Raw genomic sequence first — 22,495 nt, forward strand, 5'->3', positions numbered from 1 at the left:
GGCAAATTAAACTTGCCTATTTATTAATCCATTAATTACTATTTACCTGCGTCTACTAGCACTTAGCTGAAAAGATGCACCCGTGTATTTCTTATTTTACCATCCTTTTAAGGCTTGGAATCCTGTATTTGTGATATACACAACCCAAATAAAATTTATTAAAATCCTTATATCTTTTTAAAAGCTTAACTAACATGAAGAGAATTTTCATGCTCTTGGGCTTGTGTGCCTTACTAGGCTATACAAGCTGTCAATCGCAAAAAGTAGAAAAGGAAGAGGAAACTAAATTCCTGGTTTCCAGCCCTTTAAAAAAAGACACCTTGATTACCAAGGAATACGTTAGTCAAATCCGGGCGATAAGCCATATTGAAGTAAGAGCTTTGGAAAAAGGTTACTTACAGAAAATTTTTGTAGACGAAGGACAGTCTATAAAAAAAGGGCAATTAATGTTTCAAATTATGCCCGTTATGTATGAGGCAGAACTGCAAAAAGCCCAAGCAGAAGCCAGTTTTGCGGACATTGAATATCAAAACACCCTCAAGCTTGCCTCCGGTAATGTGGTGTCGCCTAATGAATTGGCGATGGCCAAGGCAAAATTAAATAAAGCCAAAGCTGAAGTAACCCTGGCCCAGGTTCATTTAGGATTCACACAAATAAGAGCTCCTTTTGATGGCATCATGGACCATTTTCAGGTAAGGCTGGGTAGCTTGGTAGACGAAGGCGATTTGCTTACTACCCTTTCCGATAATAGTAAAATGTGGGTTTATTTTAATGTGCCTGAAGCTGAATATCTGGATTACAAAACCACCCAGCAAAGCAATAACATAACAAAAGTTAAACTCGAAATGGCAAACCAACAGGTATTTGATTACCCTGGAGAAGTTCAAACCATTGAAGCAGATTTTAACAACGAAACAGGAAATATTGCTTTTCGGGCAACCTTCCCAAATCCCAAAGGACTGTTACGGCATGGCGAAACGGGTAACATATTAATGGCAGTGCCAATGAAAAATGCCTTGATGATTCCGCAGAAAGCCACTTTTGAAGTTTTAGATAAAAAGTACGTGTATGTAGTGGATAAGGGCAACGTGTTACGATCAAGAGAAATTACAGTAGCAGCGGAAATGCCGCATATTTATGTGGTTCAAAAAGGTTTGGCTGAAGATGATAAGATCCTGCTGGAAGGTTTACGTTTAGTACGGGAAAATCAAAAAATTCAGTCCAAGTTCTTAGAGCCTCAGACTGCCATGTCGCAATTAGAGTTGTATGCGGAATAATTTAAATATCCTAAAAAGCAGAAGACATGTTTAGTAAATTTATGCATAGACCCGTATTTGCAATAATAATATCGGTCATTATAGTTTTTGTTGGTGGCCTGGCCATCCGGCAATTGCCCATTTCTCAATTCCCGGATATTGCTCCCACCACCGTAAATATTTTTATAGCTTATCCTGGATCTAGTGCCGATGTACTGGTAAAATCAACCCTGATTACCTTAGAGCAGGCGATAAACGGCGTTGAAGGTATGCGTTATATTGCTACGGATGCCACTAGTGCCGGTGAGGCTACCCTCCGGATTATTTTTGAACCGGGAACCAACCCCAACGATGCGGTAATTCGAGTCAAGACGAGGGTGGACCAGGTGATGCCCCTCTTGCCCGAATTAGTTCAGCGGGAAGGGGTTGTAATTACCCCTATCCAGCCAAGTATGTTGATGTACGTCAATCTCTACTCTAAGAGTAAGAGTATGGACGAAAAGTTCTTATTCAACTACGCTACCGTTAAAATGATCCCGGAAATACAAAGAACCAAAGGGGTAGCCCGGGCTCAGATTTTAGGTAGCCGCCGCTACGCTATGCGCGTTTGGTTAAATCCGGACCGTATGCGGGCTTATAAAATTTCCGTGGAAGAAGTAATGGAAGCTTTAGGCGAACAAAGTATAATTGGTCGACCAGGCCGGTTAGGTCAAAGCTCCGGTATTGCCGCTCAATCCTTGGAATATGTGCTCACCTACAAAGGTAGATATAACAAACCCGAAGAGTATGACAATATCATAATCCGGGCTAATGCCGAAGGGGAAAGCATCCGCCTGAAGGACATCGCCACTGTGGAATTAGGAAGTGAGTTCTTTGATATTTATTCTAACCTGGATGGTAAACCATCGGCTGCTATTGTATTAAAGCAAAACTATGGCAGTAATGCCAGTGATGTAATTGCCGAAGTAAAAGCCAAGCTGGAAGATATGAAAACTTCTTTTCCTCCGGGAATGGACTACAAAATCAGCTATGACGTTTCTCAGTTCCTGGATGCTTCTATTGAGCAGGTAATTGATACCTTGCGCGACGCGTTTATTCTGGTTGCCATTGTAGTATTCATATTCCTGGGCGATTGGCGCTCTACTTTAATCCCGATTCTGGCGGTACCGGTATCTTTGATTGGGGCTTTTTTTGTTATTCAGTTTTTTGGATTATCCATTAACCTGATTACTTTATTCGCCTTAGTATTGGCCATTGGTATAGTAGTAGATAATGCCATTGTGGTAGTGGAGGCAGTGCACGCCAAGATGGAAGAAAAGGATTTATCTCCCTATAAAGCCACTTTGGAAGTATTGCGGGAAATTGGAGGTGCTATTATAGCAATTACCCTGGTAATGACCGCCGTATTCGTTCCATTGGTATTCATGACAGGTCCAGTGGGTATTTTCTATCGGCAGTTTTCCATTACCATGGCTAGCTCCATTGTAATTTCGGCGGTAATAGCCCTTACGCTCACTCCGGTATTATGCGCCATGTTATTAAAAAATAATCATGGTAAACCTAAAAGGAGAAATCTGCTTTCCAGAGCACTGGACGGTTTTAACAATTGGTTCGAAAGACTTACCGGCCGATATGTGCGCTTGTTACGATCAATTGTTAGCAGAAGATGGCTTACTTTCGGTATTTTACTGGCATTTGGCCTGGGTATTTTCTACGAAAATAAAATTTTACCCGCCGGATTTATTCCGAACGAAGACCAGGGTACTATCTATGCCATTATCCAGACACCTCCCGGTTCTACTTTAGAAAAAACCAACCAGGTATCACAACGTCTGCAAAAGATTTGCGAAGAAATTGATGGCGTGGAATCGGTATCTTCTTTGGCCGGTTACGAGATTATGACCGAAGGACGGGGCTCTAATGCGGGTACTTGTTTGATTAACTTAAAAACCTGGTCAGATCGCAAACATACCTTGAAGGAAATCATGGAGGAATTAGAAGAGAAATCAAAAGGCCTTGGCGCTGTGGTAGAATTCTTCGAACCACCAGCTATTCCGGGTTTTGGTTCGTCCGGTGGTTTTTCTATGCGCTTGTTAGATAAAAATACTGATACTGACTACCATGAGTTTGATATGATCAATCAACAGTTCATGGATAATCTGCGCAAGCGTCCGGAACTCACGGGCTTATTTACTTTTTTTGCCGCTAATTATCCGCAGTATGATTTAGAGATAGATAATAATCTAGCCATGCAAAAAGGGGTGTCTATTGGTAAAGCCATGGAAAACCTTAATATTTTAATTGGTAGTACCTACGAACAAGGGTTTATCAAGTTTAATCAGTTTTTCAAAGTGTACGTGCAATCTGACCCTAAATTCAGGAGGCTTCCATCGGATCTTTTAAACCTTTTTGTGAAAAATGACCAAGGCGAAATGGTGCCTTACTCCGCTTTCATGAAACTCAAAAAAACGCAGGGACCTAATGAAGTTACCCGTTTCAACTTGTACAATTCAGCCGCTATTCAGGGCCTTCCAGCAGGTGGGTATACCACGGCAGATGCTATACAAGCCATTCAGGAGGTAGCCGCTAAGACCTTGCCGAAAGGGTATGATATTGCCTGGGAAGGTCTTTCTTACGATGAATCTATCCGGGGAAATGAATCTCTTTATGTTTTCATGGTTGTACTGTTGTTCGTGTACTTTGTGTTAGCAGCCCAGTACGAAAGTTTTATTATTCCGTTTGCGGTAGTGCTTTCCTTGCCGGTTGGGGTATTTGGTTCGTTTATGTTGTTAAAGATAATGGGATTGGAAAACAACATTTATGCGCAAATCGGGCTTATCATGTTGGTTGGTCTGTTAGGGAAAAATGCCGTGCTTATCGTAGAATTTGCCGTTCAGAAACGACAACAGGGAGAAACAATTTTAAATGCCGCCATAGAAGGTGCCCGGGTTCGTTTCCGTCCTATTTTAATGACTTCCTTTGCCTTCGTTGCCGGATTGATACCGTTGATTAATGCCACAGGTGCAGGTGCTATTGGAAACAGAACAATCGGTGCTTCTGCCCTCGGTGGTATGTTATTCGGAACAATTTTCGGGGTTATCCTTATTCCTGGATTGTACTACATCTTCGCCCGTATGGCAGATGGCCGTCACCTGATTAAAGATGAACATGAAACGCCTTTAACCGAAGATTATCTTTATGCCATTGACAGTATTCCCCAAGTTACAGAAAGTGAAAACCATGTTTAAGAAAAGTAAATTAAAATGGGTGGGAATAGCTGTTATTTCCCTAACCTATACGGCTTGTAAAACTCCCGCTATAGTGGAGAAAACAGCTAATACAGCATTACCTGCGAGTTTCAATAACTCGCAGGATACTACCAATATGGCTGCAATGAAGTGGAAGGAATTCTTTACCGATTCTAACCTGACTTCTTTGATTGACATGGCCCTGCAAAATAACCAGGAGTTAAATATTACTTTACAGGAAATTCAAGTTGCTCAAAATGAAGTAAGGGCGAGAAAAGGAGAGTATTTACCTTTTGTTGGTTTAAGAGCCGGAGCCGGGGTAGATAAAGTAGCCCGATACACCAATATAGGTGCGATGGAAGCTACCACCGATATTAAACCAGAAAAAGAAATGCCGGAACCACTCCCAGATTTTATGGTAGGTGCCTACGCGACCTGGGAGTTGGATATTTGGCATAAACTGCACAATGCCAAAAGAGCGGCTTTAAGCAGGTATCTGTCTAGCGTGGAAGGCAAAAATTTTATGATTACTAACCTGATTTCCGAAATTGCTAATTCGTACTTTGAATTATTAGCTTTAGATAATCAGTTGGCGATTGTAAGACAAAACATTGAGATCCAGAATAACGCGCTTAAAATTGTTAAGCTCCAGAAAGAAGCAGCAAAGGTTACCGAGTTAGCAGTACGCCGGTTCCAGGCTCAGGTACTCAATACTCAAAGTTTGCAGTACGACCTTCAGCAAAGAATCACAGAAACGGAAAATAGAATTAATTTTTTGGTAGGTAGGTATCCGCAGCCTATTCAAAGAAATAATCAGGCTTTTGATAATCTAATACCGCAAACCATTCAGGCCGGTATTCCCGCGCAGTTATTATCTAACCGGCCAGACATAAAGCAGGCTGAACTGGAACTGGTAGCTGCTAAGTTGGACGTTAAAGTAGCTAAAGCAATGTTTTATCCTTCCTTAGGTATTTCCGCTGGTATAGGTTACCAAGCCTTTAATCCAAGTTTTCTGCTGAAGCCTGAATCATTGTTGTATACGCTTGCCGGAGACTTAGCGGCGCCACTGGTGAACAGGAATGCAATTAAATCCGTTTATAATAGTGCGAATGCTAAGCAAATCCAGGCTGTTTACAACTACGAGCGTACCATTCTAAACGCCAACATAGAGGTAATTAATCAATTGGCAAAGATCAATAACTTAGGGAAATTCTACGATTTAAAATCACAAGAAGTAGAAGCCTTAAATCAATCCATTGATATTTCAAACATTCTCTTCACATCAGCCAGAGCTGATTATATGGAAGTACTATTGACCCAGCGGGATGCTTTAGAATCCAGATTTGATCTGGTGGAAACCAAAATGCAGCAATTGAATGCCATGGTCAATATTTACCGGGCACTTGGCGGCGGCTGGAACCAATAATTAAATTAGTAATTTCTTAATAAATTATTAGTTCTTAAAGAGCAGTGCCATTGTACAATTTTGTACAATGACCCTGCTCTTTTTCTATTATAAACAAATCTCCTCTTCCTAAAAGGTAAAGGTAAAATCATTTTTTAATTAAAAAGATACACTAAAAACCATGGATTTTTAAGATTGGTAGAGAGCTATTCCTAAGCTGGATTTAATCAAAGTAATACTTATCCATTAGCCTTTATAAATTGAGTTTTTAGTAAATAAATTAAAGTAAAGGGATATTATTTTTAGTGCAGATTTCGAGAATAGATTCTGGCCAAATGCTGGATTGTACCTCGCCAATGTGAGCTTTGCGCAGGAAAAACATGCACAGCCTTGATTGACCAATGCCGCCCCCAATAGTTTGAGGTAATTCGTTTTGCAGTAACATTTGGTGCCACATTAACTTTTTCCGGTCTTCGCAGCCAGCAAGGGCTAGTTGGTTTTGTAGTGCCGTTGGGTTTACGCGAATTCCCATCGAAGAAAGCTCGAAAGAACGTTGTAGTACTTCGTTCCATACCACAATATCGCCATTTAAGCCTTTGTAATTACCTTCCGTAGGCGAGGTCCAATCGTCATAATCCGGGGCACGGCCGTCGTGTTTTTCCCCGTTTTCTAGAGGTCCTCCAATTCCGATTATAAATATCGCCCCAAACTCCTTAGCCGCCCGGTCTTCTCTTTCTTTTGAGCTTAAATCCAGGTATTGGTCTTGTAAGTCCTGCGCTTGAATATAAGTAATCTTGTCGGGTAGTATTGGTGCTAATTCCGGGTATTCTTCATAAAGCAAGTATTCGGTCCTTTTCATTACCGAATAAATTTTGTGAACAATACGTTTAAGAAAATCCAGGTTTCTTTCTTCCTCGGTAATAACCCGCTCCCAATCCCACTGGTCTACGTACAAAGAATGAATATTATCCAGGTCCTCGTCCGGACGAATGGCATTCATATCGGTGTACAAACCATAACCTTCCGGTATTTGCAGTTTTTTTAAATTCCACCGTTTCCATTTCGCCAGCGAATGCACAATTTCAGCTTGGGTTTCCTGCATACATTTTATCGGGAAACTTACTGGTCTTTCAATGCCGTTTAAATCATCGTTGATACCTGTACCTTTTAGCACAAAGAGAGGCGCTGTAACCCGTCGTAACCGTAATTCAGCAGAAAGCTGGTGCTCGAATATATCTTTTGTAAGCTTTATAGCTTTTTCGGTACGGGTAGGATTTAAAATAGACTTATAATGTGGTGGAATAAATACCTGATTACTCATGACAAGAATTAAATAATAACTTAAAAATAAATCTAGCTAAAAATTTAAAGGAAGCAAGGAGTGCTAATGCTATAATGCAAGAAAGGAAATTAAAATTAAAGTTTTTACATCTTTCTTTAGGAGTCGTTCTCTTATCTTCCTAATAAATATGAATTCTATTCTTTTATTTTATAGAGGACTAATTGATGATTATTAAAATGTTGGCAGGAAGTTAATCTCTATATTAAACCTTTTAGGAAGTAATTTAGCTTAACCAGAAAAATATTTGCCTTATAAGATTTAGTTTAAAAGCTTAACTATAGTATTTGTGATTATCAGCTTAATTCTTAAAAAGGACTTTATCAGGTCTAATGATTTTAATTAGATTAGCTTACTAAGCTATGTTTATCAATTTGGGTGCAAACAAAAAAGCACTTATAAGATTAATTCTTATAAGTGCTTGATTTTGAAGAGCCCCCTGTCGGAATCGAACCAACGACCTACTGATTACAAGTCAGTTGCTCTACCAGCTGAGCTAAGGAGGCTTTTACTAAATTATTGCTCCGTGTTTGTAAGCGGATACAAAATTAGTAACTCCAATTAATAATCCAAATCTCTTAGTTAAGTATTCGGGCAGTTTTTTTCAAATACCTGAAAATCAAAAAGAATAATTATTAAGAGCGGATTGCCCGTAGTTGTTTTTTCAGCACATTCATCCGGGAAGTAGCATCTTCGATGCGTTGCTGGTATTCTTCGCGTAATTTTTCGGCGTTTTTAGACCGGGCAAAAAATTCAATATTGGTGCGTAAGGTACTAATATCGTTTTCAAGCGTACTGATTTCTTTCCGGATGTTTTGCTCTTTCTGATATAATTTATGCGAAGCATCCGGATGGTGACGTAGTCGGTCTAGTTGAAGTTGAAAGGCTATTTCATTTCTTCTATCGTAACTCATATCCGGAATCGTATCCAGGTATTTCTGCAACAGATCAAAAAAGCGTTCTTCTAGTTTCCCGTTTATCCGTTGGCCAGGTTCCTCAAAATTGCGCCAATCGGCGAGCAGTTGATTAAACTCTTCCAGAGAACCAGCAGTAGTAGAAGGAGTACTTAACCGAGTGGACAGTTTATCGTAAAAGGCTGATTTCTCGGAAGCAGCGCGTTCCAGTTCTGCTTCTTTTTGCTGTTGCTGATTTTGCTTGCGGTCGAAAAACTCGTTGCAAGCCGCTCTAAAACGATTCCAGATTTTGTCGGAATACTTATCTGGTACCCGGCCTATGGTTTTCCATTTTTTCTGTAACTGAATTAAACGCTCTTTAGTCTCCTCCCAATCTGTACTGTCTTTTAATGCTTCGGCTTGTTCGCATAACTCGGTTTTGTGCCGGAGATTCTGCATTTTTTGTTCGTCGAGCTGTTTAAAGAAAGCATTCTTGTGCTGGTAAAAAGCTTTGTAGCAGCTCCAGAAACGGCGGTTTACATCATCGGCATTTTCTTTGGGTACCAACCCTATACTATCCCACTGATCTTTTATCTTCTGGATTTCATCGGTTTTATCGCGCCAATCATTAATGCGGTCTGAGTTAAAGGTTTGGTAAGGAGCTACAATTTCGAGTACGTTTAATTTGCGCTGCAAATTTTCCTGTTCCTGCGCTTTCCGAACGTTTAAATATTCTTTCTTACGTTCGTGAATCCTTTCTGAAGCTTGAATAAAACGCTCCCAAATACCATCGCGCGCCTCATTAGGTACCGGACCAATGTTTTTCCATTCTTCGTGTAAATGTCGTAATTCCTGTAAGGAAGCATTAATAGAAGGGTTGGCCAATAAAGCTTCTGCCCGCTCGCACAACTGTATTTTTTGTTGTAAATTTTTCTTGCGGTCGAGTTCTTTCAGCTCAAAGAAAATGCTGCGGTTGTTGTAAAATTTATCTAATAAAGCGTGGTACGAATTCCAAAGCTGTTGGGCATCAGAAGTTGGCACCGCTCCTATGGCTTTCCATTCGCTTTGGATAGTCTTGAGTTTGTCGGCACTATTTTTTGTTTCTGCTGCCTCTACTAAAGCCCGCAATTGTTCGAGTAATTCGTTTTTGCGCTTTAAATTCTTTTCTTTCTGCTCTTCTTCGTTTTTCAGCTCGCGGTTGCGGTTTTCCCTGAATTGCTGAAACCCACGTTCAATTTCCTGATTTTCAGAACTGTTGTTAAAAGCAAAATCTCCGGCATCTCCCCCATCGGCCACAAACTTCTCTAAAGCATCGTGTTTCTCAGTGGCTACCCGCAACTCATACTGCCGGTACATCTCAAAAATTTGCCGGGCATTTTTCCTTGGGTCAGATGTTTTATAAGCTTTTAGCAGTTGCTTTTTTAATTCGGGTGCCGGTAAGGTACTATAATCAATTTCCGGAATATAATCGTCGGAATGCGCTTCATCGGGGTGCTCCACCGAATCATGCTCTATAATGCCCGCCTCCGGATTAACGTTTTCTGTTTGTACGGGGGCGGCCTCCTGGGTTGGAATTACCCCGGCGGTACTCATAGCTGATGAACTAGCAGCATCCTCATTTATGGCAGCAGGTGCCGCATTGGCTCCTGCATCTGCATCAGAAGATTCTACGGCATCCGAAATTGTTTCGCTAAATGGCTCATCCGGCGCAATGTCGTTGCTGCTGCTTAAATCCCCTTCAAAACCTGATACTTCGTCGGCCTGGTTTACCACGCTGCTTTCAATAGGTGGCACTTCAAAGCTGACGGAACCTGTTGGTTTTTCCGCCTGAACAGGTTCCTGGGCAGGAGTACTAACCTCCGAACTTTCGGTAGAATTTACTAAATCAGTTACTCCAGTTGTTGTTGCGGAACTATCGGCAGTATTTTCTTTCACTATTTCCGATTGCGGCTCCGGCATAGGATCTACCAGATCCGGATTTGGGGTACCGCCTACCGATTGAGGTATTGTTTTATCGCGGGCATTTAATTCGGCTAATCTTCTCTCTAAAATCTCCTGCGGATTACCACCATCTGAACGAGGATTGGATTGAATGTTATCGTTACCGGAGGATGGACTATTTTTCTCGTTTTCTAACATGCTATCTATGCTTATTTACAAAGCCGATTGGTTTAATTTAAACTTGGATCAATGGGGTAATTCGACAATATTTTGTATTTACCACCCATTTCTTTTAATATATCGCGCCAGAGTGAATCGGTATTTAAGTTAAATAATTTATCAGTTGCTGAATTATTCACAATCCACACGTTATTTTTTATTTCATCGTTTAATTGACCGGCTGTCCACCCGGAATAACCGAGAAAGAACCGGATATCATCCGTATCTATGCTGCCATTACTTAATAAATATTTAAGCTGTTCAAAATCTCCGCCCCAAAAAACGTTTGATCCTAAAGTTATCGATTCATTTAATAACGAAATCTGATGGATGTAATGCAATGTATTATGCTCCATTGGACCACCTATATGTAATTCCATATCAAAGTTAAGCTGTTCTAATTCGGGAACATCACTTAGTCTTAGATCCGTTTTACGGTTCAGAACCAGCCCAAAAGATCCTTCTTCGTCGTGTTTGCAAACCAATACTACGGTACGCTCAAAATTAGGGTCGCCTAAAAAAGGCTCAGAAATAAGAATACTGCCACTTTTAACTTTCGTCATAATTCAAATTAGCTTCGGAAGACTATTGTTTTAAAAGGTCATGAATTAACCTTTCGCTTTACGCTATTTTGAGGTTAATAGTAGCAGTAATTTGAAAAATAATCTACTTTGTACGAATTATTTTCTCAAATTTGGACAGTTCTGGCGTTAAATACTTAAATCAATCCGTTTACCATTAGAAAGAATTAAGATTTTAGGGTGCAAAATACTAAAATTTTCGGAGTAATGCGATATAATTTAGAAAAATTAGCATTTTAAGCTTGATAAAATATGAATATTATAATATATATGAGTTTAACTGTTGACCTTGCCAGTATCCGGAAGAACTATTCTTTGCAACAATTAAATGAAAATAGTGTTGCTGCTGATCCTTTCCAACAGTTTAATGTTTGGTTACAAGAGGCTATTCAGGCAGCCTTACCCGAACCTACAGCTATGGTTCTCGCCACGGCAAACCAGGCAGGTATTCCATCTGCACGGGTTGTTTTACTCAAAAAAGTAAATCCGGAAGGATTTCTCTTTTTTACGAACTATCTCAGCCACAAAGGGCAAGACATGGCTCTTAACCCAGCGGTGGCACTTACTTTTTTCTGGCCCGAGTTAGAACGCCAGGTACGGATGGAAGGTACCGTAGAAAAAGTAACCGAATCTGAATCAGATGAATATTTCTGGAGCCGGCCACTTGGCAGCCAGGTAGGTGCCTGGGCTTCGCCGCAAAGTAAACAAGTAACCAGCCGGCAAGAACTGGAAGAGGCAAACCAACTCTACACAGATAAGTTCGCGGGTTTAACCCAAATACCGCGCCCCGAACATTGGGGAGGGTATCTGGTGCGGACACATTTAATAGAGTTTTGGCAAGGTCGCCCGAACCGCTTGCACGATCGTATTGTGTATACCCAGGAATCAGCAAACGCTGAATGGCAAATTTCGCGGCTGGCTCCTTAATTATAAATCTTCCTTAGTACCAGAATTATTTATAGCTGTTTTTATTTAAATTTTTCACTTTGGCCGAAATTATTCCTTTACGGGGCTGGCGTTATAACCAGGATCTAAGCAATTCTATTCAGGATTTAACCTCCCCCCTATTCGATGTTGTTTCTTTAAAACAACGGGAAGCGCTTTACCAGAATCCATATAATAGTATTCACTTATCGGTACCCCAAGGCGCTTTTCCGGCTAAAGAAGCGGCCGAACTGCTGCAAACCTGGAAAACCGATGGCATTCTGAAACAAGATTACTTACCGGGAATTTACGTTTACTACCAGTATTTCAGGTTACCCGATTCTGATCAGGAATATTGCCGCAAAGGATTTATGTGCCACATGAAAGCCTACGATTGGAACGATCAGGTATTATTGCGCCACGAAAACACCATTCCGGCTTCGGTAAACGATCGCATTGAATTATTAACTGCCACCCAGCTTCAGGCTAGTCCTACGCATGGCTTGTACACCGATCCGGATTTTACGCTGGAAAAGTACATGGATGAGAGCATTCAGGCGCCTTTGCACGAATCCGAAGATTACCAGGGGGTACGCGATGTAGTAGCCGTTATTCAGGATGCGGCCATTATACAAGAGTTTGTTCGGGTGTTAAAAGATAAGCAAGTGCTATTAGCCGATGGCCATCATCGTTACGAAAGCTCTTTGCAATACCGGAAAACCTGCATGGCTTCCAATCCTGAGCACACTGGTAACGAGGCCTATAATTACCATTTTATTTACCTAACCAACACCGAAGCGCACGATTTACGCATTTTACCTACCCACCGGTTGTTGTTGCATTTGCCATTTACGAACGAAAAATTTTTAGCTCAATTAGATTTATTTTTTACTTTAATTCCACTGGCTGACCCCTATGATTTAAACGAAATTATTGCCGGGAAGAAATGGGCATTTGGCATGTACCTGCGGGGCAAGCCTTATAAAATCCGTCTAAAACCTGAGGTGCACGAGCAAATTAGTTGGCCCTTACCTTCCGTGGTAAAGGACCTGGATTTAACCGTTCTGCATTTTTTTGTTTTGGAAAAAATTTTAGGCATACAGCAGGAAGCGCAGCGAACCAGCGACCAGATTCAGTATATCCGTAATTTTGCCGAATGTTTGAGCCGGGTAGATCATCAAGAAGCTGAAGTGGCCTTTATTACCAACGGCGTTACCATTGACCAGGTAAAAAACGTATGTTACAGCGGAGCGCTTATGCCTCAGAAATCGACTTTTTTTTATCCGAAGGTAATTAGTGGATTTGTTTTTAGCTCAATTAAAGAAAATGAATTTCTCCTCGAAGTTAGTCCTTGCCTCTAATTCTCCGCGTCGGCAAGAACTTTTAGCAAAGCTTGGTTTAAATTTCACCATACGAGTTAAGGAAGTGGATGAATCTTTTCCGGCAAACTTACATCGCCACGAAATAGCTGAGTATTTAGCTAGTAAGAAAGCCGAAGCTTACCGGGAAGATTTAGCAGAAAAAGAAATTCTACTAACGGCAGATACCATTGTTTGCCTCGAAGATCAGGTTTTAAACAAGCCCGCTGATTTTGCCGAAGCTCGAACCATGCTCCAATCTCTTTCGGGGAAAGCGCACGAGGTTATAACGGGCGTTTGTTTATTAGCCCAGCAACATAAAATTATTTTACACGATGTAACCTGGGTTTATTTTAAAAGTTTAAGCGAAGAAGAGATTAACTGGTACCTGGAAACTTACCAACCTTTCGATAAGGCGGGCGCATACGGGGCTCAGGATTGGATTGGAATGGTAGCCATTCATCGGCTGGAAGGTTCTTTTTATAATGTAATGGGCTTACCGGTACATAAAGTTTACGAGGCACTGCAAACATTAGAATCGCAGATTCACCCGGATTCCACGAATTATTAAATCTCAGATTTTGCGGATTATTTTAACTGAACAGTTAATTTTGTAATTTTCTTTTTACTAAATCATTACTTAGCGTTAATTTACTTCTACAACTTACTAACTAAATTGGAAAATATAGTGGCTAACCTGAATCGAACCATCCTATTCAAAGTAGTCCAGCAACAAGGCTCTTAAAGTTAGCCATGTAATCCATGAAATCCATTTTAACCCGTGATCAGGAATTTAAAATAATTAATTTTACTAAATTTTAACTTTAAGATAAATTACTTAAAAATAAACTATGGAATACAGAAGATTTGGCCGCACCAACTGGCAAGTAAGTGAAATGGGTTATGGCATGTGGGGATTGGCTGGTTGGACCGGCTCGGACGATGATGAATCGAATCAGTCGCTGGACTTATCCGTGGAACAAGGCTGTAATTTTTTTGATACTGCCTGGGGTTATGGTTCCGGTCGCAGCGAGCAGATATTAGGCAACTTACAAAAACGCCATTCCGATAAAAAATTATACCTGGCTACTAAAATTCCCCCGAAAAACTTTCAATGGCCTTCTACTCGCGAATCGAAATTGGAAGATTGTTTTCCTTACGATCATATTATTGAATACACGGAGAAAAGCCTGAAAAACTTAAATGTGGAAACAATTGACCTGCAACAATTCCACGTTTGGGAAGATGCCTGGGCCACTGATGAACGTTGGCAGCGAGCCGTTGAAGATTTGAAAAAGGCCGGTAAAATTCAGGCAATGGGAGTAAGTGTTAACCGTTGGGAACCCAATAATGTGCTGAACACCCTACAGACTGGTTTAATTGAGGCCGTTCAGGTAATTTATAATATTTTCGACCAGGCTCCCGAAGATGAATTGTTTCCGCTTTGCGAAAAACTGGATGTGGGTATCATTGCCCGGGTTCCTTTCGACGAAGGTACTTTAACCGGTACTTTTACGAAAGAAACAACCTTCCCTAAAGATGATTGGCGCAGCACCTACTTTGTACCAGAAAATTTAAATTCCAGCGTAGAACACGCCGATGCTTTAAAACCACTACTTCCGGCCGGTATGACCATGCCCGAAATGGCTTTACGTTTTATTCTGAGTAATCCGCAGGTAGGTACTGTTATACCCGGTATGCGCAAAGTAAGTCACGCCAAAGCCAACTTAAAAGCCAGCGATGGCAAAGGTTTATCGCAACAACTGTTGCAGCAATTAAAACAACACCGCTGGGACCGCGAACCTACCGCTTGGTCGCAATAATTAGTTGAAAGGTTGGAAGGTTGTAAAGTTTAAGGCTAGAAAGTTTATTAATTTAAAACTCTCTTGAATAAGTTTTTAAGGTTTTTAAGTCGAATTTCAATTATTCTTCTTCTAATAAGATTCATTGTAAGCCTTAAAACCTTTCAACTTTATAACTTTTCAACCTTCCAACTAAAATAACCTTTCAACTATCTCAGTATCGATCCTATTAGATGGTGCTTTGCTTAAAATTTGACTTCTGATAGGGATGGATAGGGTACTATGAAATTATTCGTTTAAATTCCAGTTGTAATCGAGGGTAGAAACCCGAGCATCTGGATTGATTTTTACTTGTGAGTATTTATTTAAAAATTCAATCAAAGATTCACGCTGGGTAAAGTCACCTTTAAACCAACTGAAAATTTTAGAAATCTGAATTCGGTTGGATTGAATTTGGTTTCGGCTGGGATCGTTTATAAATATTCGGGCCTGGTTGTTTAACTGTTGTTCTAAATTTGCGGCTGTATACGCTTCGTTTAGTAAGGTGGGGCAAGAGACGGAAGCACAAACAATAGCAAAATGAATGCGCGGCTCGTTAAATTCTTTACGCAAAACACTATGTTCTATATGGTTTAAATCTATCCAGGTTTGACCTATTCGAATAAACTTCTTGTCCCAGGGAGTATTCACAAAAGGAATTTTAATTTTACTGCCAATATCTTTAATGCTTTTTACCGGGTAATTCCGTAATATTAACTGCAGCGTGAACCCGTTGTAAGCGTTTATCCAATATGCTAATTGCTCGGCCCGGCTCCAGGTTTCAGCGGGTGGATTATTGCTTAGGCTTTCTAAGTAATGGTTTAAGGCCGTACTATCTTTTAAAAAATCTTTATAATTTACCTTTCCTTGCGTTGAAACATACTTTTGCAACAAAACGCTGTAAGCATCATGCGAAACTGCTTGCCCTGGTTTTTGGTCAGAATACAAATCTTTCGAGGTAGAGTTGCTTTCTGACGAGCAGCGGATAAAAAGAACATGGGTGGCAAATAAAAGAAAAGCTTTTCGAAAATTCATTTGTTTCGGGAATGCAAATAAAAGGTAGTAAATACCAGATTTTTAAAGTAAGGTTTATTGTTTAAGCCTCATTCTTCGGCTGCATTTAATATTAGCTAAGTTTTATTTATAATAAAGGAATATTGATAAAATATTTAATTTATTACAAAAATACTGGTACCTTTTTGCCCTACTTTAATTGTATATAATAAGTAAATTTTAATAAGCCAGACAAAGCGTACTTTTAGTAAAACTTACTTTTTTAAATTAGAAGTTAATCGTTTAAGAATTCGGTTTAACACGCTCCTTTTAGCCATTTATATATTATGAAACAGAGAACTACTTTTTTAAATTTAGTACTACTAATTGCCTGCCTTTCCTTTCAGATGTGCCAGAAGGCAGAGCAGAAACAAACCGGTAATCCCCCAATGGATGGCTTTAACCTGGCGGGTTCCGACCCTAAAGCAATTCAAATTGCCGATTCGGTTATGGCTGCGCAAGGCGGACGTCAGAATTGGGATGCGACACACTACATTGCCTGGAATTTTTTTGGAGCTCGTAAGTTAATCTGGGATAAGTACACCGGCAACGTGCGCATTGAAAATTTAAAAGATAGCACGAAAACGTTGGTGAATATTAATACCGGCAAAGGTAAAGTGTTTAAGAATGGCACGGAAGTAACCCAACCCGATTCGCTGGCTAAATACCTGAAAGAAGGGAAAGAAGCCTGGATAAATGATTCGTACTGGCTTGTAATGCCTTTTAAGTTAAAAGATTCCGGAGTTACCCTTAAATACGTAGGCGAAGATACTGTTTCGGCCGGACGGCAAGCCGATGTTTTGCAGCTTACTTTCCAGAATGTGGGTGTAACACCCGATAATAAATACTTGGTTTACGTAGATAAAGCTTCTCACCTGGTAGCCAAATGGGCACATTATAGAAATGTTAACGATTCTGCCGCTGCATTCGTTATGCCTTGGCAAGATTATCAAACGCATGGCCACATTAAATTGTCTGGCGATCGGGGTAAAGCCAAACTTACCGACATTCAGGTTTTCGACGAACTACCCGAAACAGTATTTACTTCTTTTGACCCAGTCACTCTCCCACAAAATCAGCAAGCCAAATCATAAGTTAGGAGGTCAAAAGTTTTATGTTTTAAGTTGAAAGTTTTCTAAAAAGTCTTCCGTAATCAGGACTAAACAGGCTTTTTAGAAAACCTTCTAAACTATACTTTTAATTTCAATTTTCTTTAATCTTTTATGGTGCTTGATGGAATAGCAAAACGTTTGAACAAAGACTACTTACCACTTAAAACCTTTTACCTACCACTTTAATAATTATAAATCGCTTAAAACTTTTTCTACCCAGCCTTTTCCCCAATCGTCTATTTCCTGTTCGGTCCAGATTGAAGGGAAAAAGATACGCTTCTGAAATTTGGGCGGCAAATATTGCTGCCAATTGGTACCACCGGTAGCGGCCAGGGTATCTTTCTCATTTTTCAGGTATCTTACCGCTGATTTAAAATGCATTAAAGGCCAGTTTACGTTAACATTGCTATCCAACAATTTTAACTGCCGCAATAATTTAGGGTTTTCCTGATCGGCTGCGGGTAAACGTTGCACCAACGACCATACATTTCTATCTTTATATTTTAAAGCAAATGCCGAAAGCATATCGGCGTATTTTTCTTCGAATTGCAGTAAGGTTAAGGTTTTGGTTCCGGAATCTACTTCGGTGGCACCTTCTTTCCAGTAAATACAACCCATCATTTCATCGTGTCCGGCCGTTAAACCCAAAGCATTGCGCTTTTCTTTATCTATCAAATTCTTTAAATCCGTAGAGCAAATTTCAATCATTCTAAACTGAACCGATTGAAAGCCACTGGCCGGCATTAACGACATCCGGAACTGCAAAAACTCTTTCGGGTCCATGCCGTCCACCATCACGTCAAATGAATCAATCAGGTTCTCGAAATAGCGATTTATCCGGGTGATGCGCATAATTAATTCGGGTAAGGCATCGTCGGGCAGGTTTCCAATTTGTTCGTACTCGTTTAAGCAAAGTTTAAAGTACAATTCGGTAATCTGATGATAGAGAATAAATATCTTTTCGTCCGGAAAAGTAGTGCGGGGAGTTTGTAAACTCAACAACGTATCCAGATGAATGTAATCCCAGTAATTTAAAAAATCGGAATGGTACAATCCTTCCAGGTAGGCAGCAAGATCCTGACCCAAGGCCGAATATTTTTCTTCCAGTTTTTTTAGCTGCTCTAATACCTGTGGCTCCAATGGCATGCTCATTTAACAAAAGAACAATGGTTAAGGGCGTAAACTTAAAGTTAAATTTTTATACTGTTGCTATCCTAGGGGCAACCTTTACAAGTTTATTCGCATCTTAAAAAGTAAAATAAATTTACTTTTTTATCTACTCTTGCCGATAGATTTAGCGATTTGGTTTTTAACTCAGGTAATCCGGATACTTTCAACCGTTTTGTGGCTTAAAAATCAATTACCCTACTATTCCTTATCTATAATACTGAAAAAGGTTAGCTGGCAAAAAGCAAAGTAAAGCGCAGGTTTATTTTAAGTAAGTAACGGTACAAAATTAATTTACTATAATGGATGGCTAGGCTGTTTTTTTTAAAATATTAATGTTTTGTCACTTATAGTTTCAAAAGTCTAACATCATATATCTTTATACTTTTATCTCCTTACTTCATTCAATTTTAAATATTATTTATAAAACTTTCTTAATTGAAGCTATTAAGTAAATTTGACCTTTTGAATACGAGGCATATATATTCGACAGATGGCCGAAAGAAGTAGTATTTTTGACATGATCGGACCGGTTATGATTGGACCTTCCAGTTCTCACACCGCCGGCGTGGTACGAATTGCGCGCGCTGCCATCCGGGTATTAGGCGAATCTCCGCAAACTGCCGCCATTACTTTTTATAACTCTTTTGCCCGCACTTACGAAGGTCACGGCTCCGACCGGGCCATTATTGCCGGCTTACTTGATTTTGCCACCGATGATGTTCACCTGAAAGATGCTTTTACTTACGCGGAAAAAGTTGGTTTACAATATACTTTCCGCTCGGTAGGAAATGCCTCTACCCTACACCCCAACACTGTAAAACTGGAATTAACCGGCATTACTAACCAGGTAACAGTAGTAGGAGAAAGCCGCGGTGGTGGGGTAATCAGCATTGTGGAAGTAGATGGATTTGCCTGTGATTTTTCGGCTACCTTGCATACATTAATTATTGATGCCGACGACGTAAAAGGCAGCATTGCTTTTATTGGCAGTGTTATCGCTCACGATGATTGTAATATTGCTACCATGAACGTATCGCGGCGCGCCAAAAACGAACTGGCCCGGCAATTTATTCAAATGGATACCGGATTGAAGCCAATTACCCTCCAATACCTTAGTCAGCTTAGTTGGATTAAAAAAATAACCTACATTCCTAACATCGATTTATGATGATCAATCCTATTAAAAAAATTATTGTAGCAGCAGTTCTTGTGGCCGGATTAGCTGCGGCTTCTCCCGCGCAAGCGCAGGCACAAACCCAAAAAACCACCTGGACTTTGCAAGAATGCCTGGATTATGGCTTGCAGAACAATTTACTACTCAAACAATCCGGATTAAACCGCGAACTTGCTTTTATTAATGCTAAACAAGCCCGCAATAACATTTTACCTACCGTAAATGGCGGTACTTCCTACAGTATAAACTTTGGTTTAAACAACGACCCTACTACCGGGGTTTTAGTAAATCAGAATACCCGGGCTAATAGTTTTTCGGTTAATTCCAATGTGCCTATTTTTAATGGATTTCAGTTACGGAACACGATTAAACAAAACCAGCTTAATTATGAAGCTTCGTTATCGGACCTGGAAAAAACCAAGAATGATGTTATTTTAAATATAATATCACAGTACCTGGAAATTATTTTAAGCGATGAATTATTACAAGCGGCTAAATTACAATTAGAAAGCTCGAAGGTACAGGCCGAAAGAACCCAAAAGCTTTTCCAGGCCGGCAGCGTAGCCGAAAGCAATGTATTTGAAATAAACTCCCAGATTGCAACCGACGAGGTAAGTATAATTAATGCGCAAAACCGGAGAGATATTGCCGCAGTTAACTTAATGCAGTTATTAGATTTGCAGGACTTAAAAGATTTTAAAGTAGTTAAGCCCGATATTAAGGATCCGGATGAAGATGTAATAAACTTTGACGCTACCAACGTCTATGATATAGCTCAGCAGCGCATGCCCGAAATTAAAAGTGCCGATATCCGGGCCCAGAGCGCTTTAGCTGGAATTAGAGTATCGCAAGGTGCTTTAATGCCGCAGCTATCTTTAGGTGGTAACTTTAGCACCAACTATTTTAATTTAAATAAAATAAGAGTAGTAGATGCCGGTCAGGAGCAAACCTTTGAACAAGTAATTGGGCTGGTAAACCGGGATGTAAATCAAAAGGTTTATACTATTATGACCCAAAAAGTACCGGTTACAGAAAAATACACTTACCTTACTCAACTACAGGATAACCGGGGTGGTGGGGTATTTTTAAATTTACAGATTCCCATTTTTAACGGTTTAAGTGCCCGCAACGGCGTGTTAAGGTCGAAAATAAATTATAAAAACGCAGTCTTAAATTCCGAAATTACGCGCAATCAGCTGCGGCAAACTATTCAGCAATCGTACGCCGATGCCGTTGCGGCACAAAAACGTTTTATTGCCATGAAAAGACAGTTAGCTGCCTTCCAGCTAACTTTCCGCAATGCCGAAATCCGGTTCAATAACGGGGTAATGAACACTACCGACTACAACGTAGCCCGCAACAACTTTACCCGCGCCGAATTAGATGTAATTCAGGCAAAATATGAATACACGTTTCGATTGAAAGTTTTAGATTTTTACCAAAACAAACCCATCACCTTCTAGAGATACTAATCAGCAAAAAACATGGCCAAAAGAAATTCAAACCGATTATTGTACATTATTGGCGCCGTTGCCTTGGTATTAATAGTAGGATTAGTAGTTGCTAAAAAACAAGGCTGGATTGGCAAACCCAACGGGGTAGAGGTAATTGTAGTAAAAGCCAAACGGACAAAAATAGTAGAAAAAGTAAGTGCCTCCGGTAAAGTGCAACCCGAAGTAGAAGTAAAAATCAGTCCGGATGTTTCGGGTGAAATTACGGAATTGCACGTAAAAGAAGGCGATTCGGTGGTAAAAGGCCAGTTGCTATTGCGCATCCGGGCCGATAATTACCAGTCGATGGTAGAAGCCCAGCGGGCGCGGGTTAACACCGAACGGGCTAACTTAGCTCAGGCCAAAGCCCAGTTATCGCAGTTAATTGCCAGTAGCTCCAACATCCGGTTAACGCACCAGCGCAATACCGAGCTTTTTAAGCAAAAAGTAATTTCCCAATCGGAATTTGACCAGAGCAAAGCGCAGTACGATGCCAGTATACAGGAAATAGAATCGGCCCGGCAACGGGTACGGGCCTCGGAGTTTAATTTAAAGAGTTCTCAGGCCAGCCTGAATGATGCCAACGAAAATTTGCGTAAAACCACAATTTACGCGCCCGTAAGTGGCACTGTATCGAAACTGGCAGTAGAACGCGGCGAACGGGTAGTAGGAACTTCGCAAATGGCTGGTACCGAAATGCTCCGGATTGCTAACTTAAACTCTATGGAAGTACGGGTAAACGTTAACGAAAACGATATTATCCGGGTAGGACTCGGCGACTCGGCCATTGTAGAAGTAGATTCTTACTCAAACGACGACACTAAATTCCGGGGAGTAGTAACGGCCATTGCCAATACCGCTAAAGATGCTACTACCTTAGAGGCTGTAACCGAGTTTGAAGTACGTATTCGCTTGCTCAGCGATTCTTATCATAATTTAAAAAAGAAAAATTCTACTCCTTTCCGGCCAGGCATGACAGCTTCGGTGGATATTATTACCGAACAAAAAGAAAACGTTTTATCGGTACCGTTAGCAGCCGTAACTACCCGCACCGAAGGAGATAACGAAGGAAATAAAAACCCCGGTAATTCTAACCAGGGAAATAATAACCCGGACAATGCTAACGGGGATAACAATGCCAATACCAAACCCGCCCCGGCCGAAAACCTGAAAGAGGTAATTTTTGTGCAGGAAAACGGCAAAGCTAAAATGGTGGAGGTAAAAACCGGTATTAGCGATTTTGATAATATTGAAATTACCAGCGGCTTAAAACCAGGTCAGGAAGTTATTTCAGGGCCTTTTAGGGCAGTAACCAAGCAACTCAAGAATGGTACCGCAGTTATTATAAAAGACGAAAAAACGTTAAACAAAGCAGGCGGCGACGAAAAAGAAGAAGGGAATACGTGATGAATAGCGGCTGTTAATTAGTGGAGCATCCTCTTTACATAAGTAAGACAGATTTAGTAAATTGTAAATAGCTGTGTTTATACT

16 protein-coding genes and 1 tRNA gene are annotated in these 22,495 nt (G+C 40.4%); 11 read left to right on the forward strand and 6 right to left on the reverse strand.

Going from position 1 to position 22,495, the window contains the following annotated elements; genetic code table 11:
- Positions 1-194 precede the first annotated feature (194 nt).
- From HUW48_RS11760 to HUW48_RS11770, 3 genes are read left to right on the forward strand one after another with little or no spacing between them, the layout of a single operon-like run.
- Complete coding sequence (locus HUW48_RS11760) at positions 195-1,277, forward strand: efflux RND transporter periplasmic adaptor subunit (RefSeq protein WP_182415855.1); 1,083 nt, start codon at positions 195-197, stop codon at positions 1,275-1,277.
- Between the two features lie 26 nt (positions 1,278-1,303).
- Positions 1,304-4,504 carry an efflux RND transporter permease subunit gene (locus HUW48_RS11765; RefSeq protein ID WP_182415856.1) on the forward strand — a complete coding sequence of 1,067 codons (3,201 nt, stop codon included), beginning with the start codon at positions 1,304-1,306 and terminating at the stop codon, positions 4,502-4,504.
- On the forward strand, positions 4,497-5,930 hold the full coding sequence (locus HUW48_RS11770; protein WP_182415857.1) for a TolC family protein: 1,434 nt from the start codon (positions 4,497-4,499) through the stop codon (positions 5,928-5,930). The genes HUW48_RS11765 and HUW48_RS11770 overlap by 8 nt, the downstream gene beginning before the upstream one ends.
- A 259-nt stretch (positions 5,931-6,189) precedes the next feature.
- On the opposite strand, the gene asnA is transcribed toward HUW48_RS11770, so the two are convergent.
- From asnA to HUW48_RS11790, 4 genes are all read right to left on the reverse strand, one after another.
- Complete coding sequence (asnA, locus tag HUW48_RS11775) at positions 6,190-7,230, reverse strand: aspartate--ammonia ligase (protein WP_182415858.1); 1,041 nt, start codon at positions 7,228-7,230, stop codon at positions 6,190-6,192.
- 451 nt (positions 7,231-7,681) lie between these two features.
- Positions 7,682-7,754, reverse strand: a tRNA-Thr gene (locus tag HUW48_RS11780).
- 129 nt (positions 7,755-7,883) lie between these two features.
- Complete coding sequence (locus HUW48_RS11785; RefSeq protein WP_246343836.1) at positions 7,884-10,280, reverse strand: DUF349 domain-containing protein; 2,397 nt, start codon at positions 10,278-10,280, stop codon at positions 7,884-7,886.
- A gap of 32 nt (positions 10,281-10,312) precedes the next feature.
- A complete protein-coding gene (locus HUW48_RS11790) occupies positions 10,313-10,864 on the reverse strand; it encodes a YqgE/AlgH family protein (protein ID WP_182415859.1) in 552 nt (183 codons plus the stop codon).
- Between the two features lie 270 nt (positions 10,865-11,134).
- On the opposite strand from HUW48_RS11790, the gene pdxH reads away from it, so the two are divergent.
- From pdxH to HUW48_RS11810, 4 genes are all read left to right on the forward strand, one after another.
- On the forward strand, positions 11,135-11,809 hold the full coding sequence (pdxH, locus tag HUW48_RS11795) for a pyridoxamine 5'-phosphate oxidase (protein WP_246343838.1): 675 nt from the start codon (positions 11,135-11,137) through the stop codon (positions 11,807-11,809).
- A 59-nt stretch (positions 11,810-11,868) separates the two neighbouring features.
- The gene (locus HUW48_RS11800; protein WP_182415860.1) at positions 11,869-13,167 is read left to right on the forward strand and encodes a DUF1015 domain-containing protein; all 1,299 of its coding nucleotides are present in this window, start codon (positions 11,869-11,871) and stop codon (positions 13,165-13,167) included.
- Positions 13,133-13,735 carry a Maf family nucleotide pyrophosphatase gene (locus HUW48_RS11805; protein ID WP_182415861.1) on the forward strand — a complete coding sequence of 201 codons (603 nt, stop codon included), beginning with the start codon at positions 13,133-13,135 and terminating at the stop codon, positions 13,733-13,735. The genes HUW48_RS11800 and HUW48_RS11805 overlap by 35 nt, the downstream gene beginning before the upstream one ends.
- Positions 13,736-14,015: 280 nt before the next feature.
- The gene (locus tag HUW48_RS11810) at positions 14,016-14,987 is read left to right on the forward strand and encodes an aldo/keto reductase (RefSeq protein WP_182415862.1); all 972 of its coding nucleotides are present in this window, start codon (positions 14,016-14,018) and stop codon (positions 14,985-14,987) included.
- 267 nt (positions 14,988-15,254) lie between these two features.
- Here the strand turns inward: HUW48_RS11810 and HUW48_RS11815 are convergent, their stop codons facing one another.
- The gene (locus HUW48_RS11815; protein ID WP_182415863.1) at positions 15,255-16,040 is read right to left on the reverse strand and encodes a DUF547 domain-containing protein; all 786 of its coding nucleotides are present in this window, start codon (positions 16,038-16,040) and stop codon (positions 15,255-15,257) included.
- Positions 16,041-16,345: 305 nt separating this feature from the next.
- On the opposite strand from HUW48_RS11815, the gene HUW48_RS11820 reads away from it, so the two are divergent.
- Positions 16,346-17,152 carry a hypothetical protein gene (locus HUW48_RS11820; protein WP_246343839.1) on the forward strand — a complete coding sequence of 269 codons (807 nt, stop codon included), beginning with the start codon at positions 16,346-16,348 and terminating at the stop codon, positions 17,150-17,152.
- A gap of 207 nt (positions 17,153-17,359) precedes the next feature.
- On the opposite strand, the gene HUW48_RS11825 is transcribed toward HUW48_RS11820, so the two are convergent.
- Positions 17,360-18,316, reverse strand: a complete 957-nt coding sequence (locus HUW48_RS11825; protein ID WP_182415864.1) for a tryptophan 2,3-dioxygenase family protein — start codon at positions 18,314-18,316, stop codon at positions 17,360-17,362.
- Between the two features lie 514 nt (positions 18,317-18,830).
- Here HUW48_RS11825 and sdaAB point away from each other — a divergent pair.
- The 3 genes from sdaAB to HUW48_RS11840 are packed head-to-tail and all read left to right on the forward strand — an operon-like array spanning position 18,831 to position 22,411.
- Positions 18,831-19,508, forward strand: coding sequence for an L-serine ammonia-lyase, iron-sulfur-dependent subunit beta (sdaAB, locus tag HUW48_RS11830; protein WP_182415865.1), 678 nt, complete (start codon positions 18,831-18,833; stop codon positions 19,506-19,508).
- The gene (locus tag HUW48_RS11835) at positions 19,505-20,977 is read left to right on the forward strand and encodes a TolC family protein (protein ID WP_182415866.1); all 1,473 of its coding nucleotides are present in this window, start codon (positions 19,505-19,507) and stop codon (positions 20,975-20,977) included. Before sdaAB ends, HUW48_RS11835 begins: the two co-directional genes overlap by 4 nt.
- A gap of 21 nt (positions 20,978-20,998) precedes the next feature.
- A complete protein-coding gene (locus tag HUW48_RS11840; RefSeq protein WP_182415867.1) occupies positions 20,999-22,411 on the forward strand; it encodes an efflux RND transporter periplasmic adaptor subunit in 1,413 nt (470 codons plus the stop codon).
- Positions 22,412-22,495: the final 84 nt, after the last annotated feature.

This window comes from Adhaeribacter radiodurans (assembly GCF_014075995.1).
Taxonomy (GTDB): Bacteria; Bacteroidota; Bacteroidia; order Cytophagales; family Hymenobacteraceae; genus Adhaeribacter; species Adhaeribacter radiodurans.

Coding starts and splice junctions, on each gene's coding strand:
- HUW48_RS11760 (WP_182415855.1), top strand. CDS start 195: ATGAAGAGAATTTTCATGCTCTTGGGCTTGTGTGCCTTACTAGGCTAT.
- HUW48_RS11765 (WP_182415856.1), top strand. CDS start 1,304: ATGTTTAGTAAATTTATGCATAGACCCGTATTTGCAATAATAATATCG.
- HUW48_RS11770 (WP_182415857.1), top strand. CDS start 4,497: ATGTTTAAGAAAAGTAAATTAAAATGGGTGGGAATAGCTGTTATTTCC.
- asnA (WP_182415858.1), bottom strand. CDS start 7,230: ATGAGTAATCAGGTATTTATTCCACCACATTATAAGTCTATTTTAAAT.
- HUW48_RS11785 (WP_246343836.1), bottom strand. CDS start 10,280: ATGTTAGAAAACGAGAAAAATAGTCCATCCTCCGGTAACGATAACATT.
- HUW48_RS11790 (WP_182415859.1), bottom strand. CDS start 10,864: ATGACGAAAGTTAAAAGTGGCAGTATTCTTATTTCTGAGCCTTTTTTA.
- pdxH (WP_246343838.1), top strand. CDS start 11,135: ATGAATATTATAATATATATGAGTTTAACTGTTGACCTTGCCAGTATC.
- HUW48_RS11805 (WP_182415861.1), top strand. CDS start 13,133: ATGAATTTCTCCTCGAAGTTAGTCCTTGCCTCTAATTCTCCGCGTCGG.
- HUW48_RS11810 (WP_182415862.1), top strand. CDS start 14,016: ATGGAATACAGAAGATTTGGCCGCACCAACTGGCAAGTAAGTGAAATG.
- HUW48_RS11815 (WP_182415863.1), bottom strand. CDS start 16,040: ATGAATTTTCGAAAAGCTTTTCTTTTATTTGCCACCCATGTTCTTTTT.
- HUW48_RS11820 (WP_246343839.1), top strand. CDS start 16,346: ATGAAACAGAGAACTACTTTTTTAAATTTAGTACTACTAATTGCCTGC.
- HUW48_RS11825 (WP_182415864.1), bottom strand. CDS start 18,316: ATGCCATTGGAGCCACAGGTATTAGAGCAGCTAAAAAAACTGGAAGAA.
- sdaAB (WP_182415865.1), top strand. CDS start 18,831: ATGGCCGAAAGAAGTAGTATTTTTGACATGATCGGACCGGTTATGATT.
- HUW48_RS11835 (WP_182415866.1), top strand. CDS start 19,505: ATGATGATCAATCCTATTAAAAAAATTATTGTAGCAGCAGTTCTTGTG.
- HUW48_RS11840 (WP_182415867.1), top strand. CDS start 20,999: ATGGCCAAAAGAAATTCAAACCGATTATTGTACATTATTGGCGCCGTT.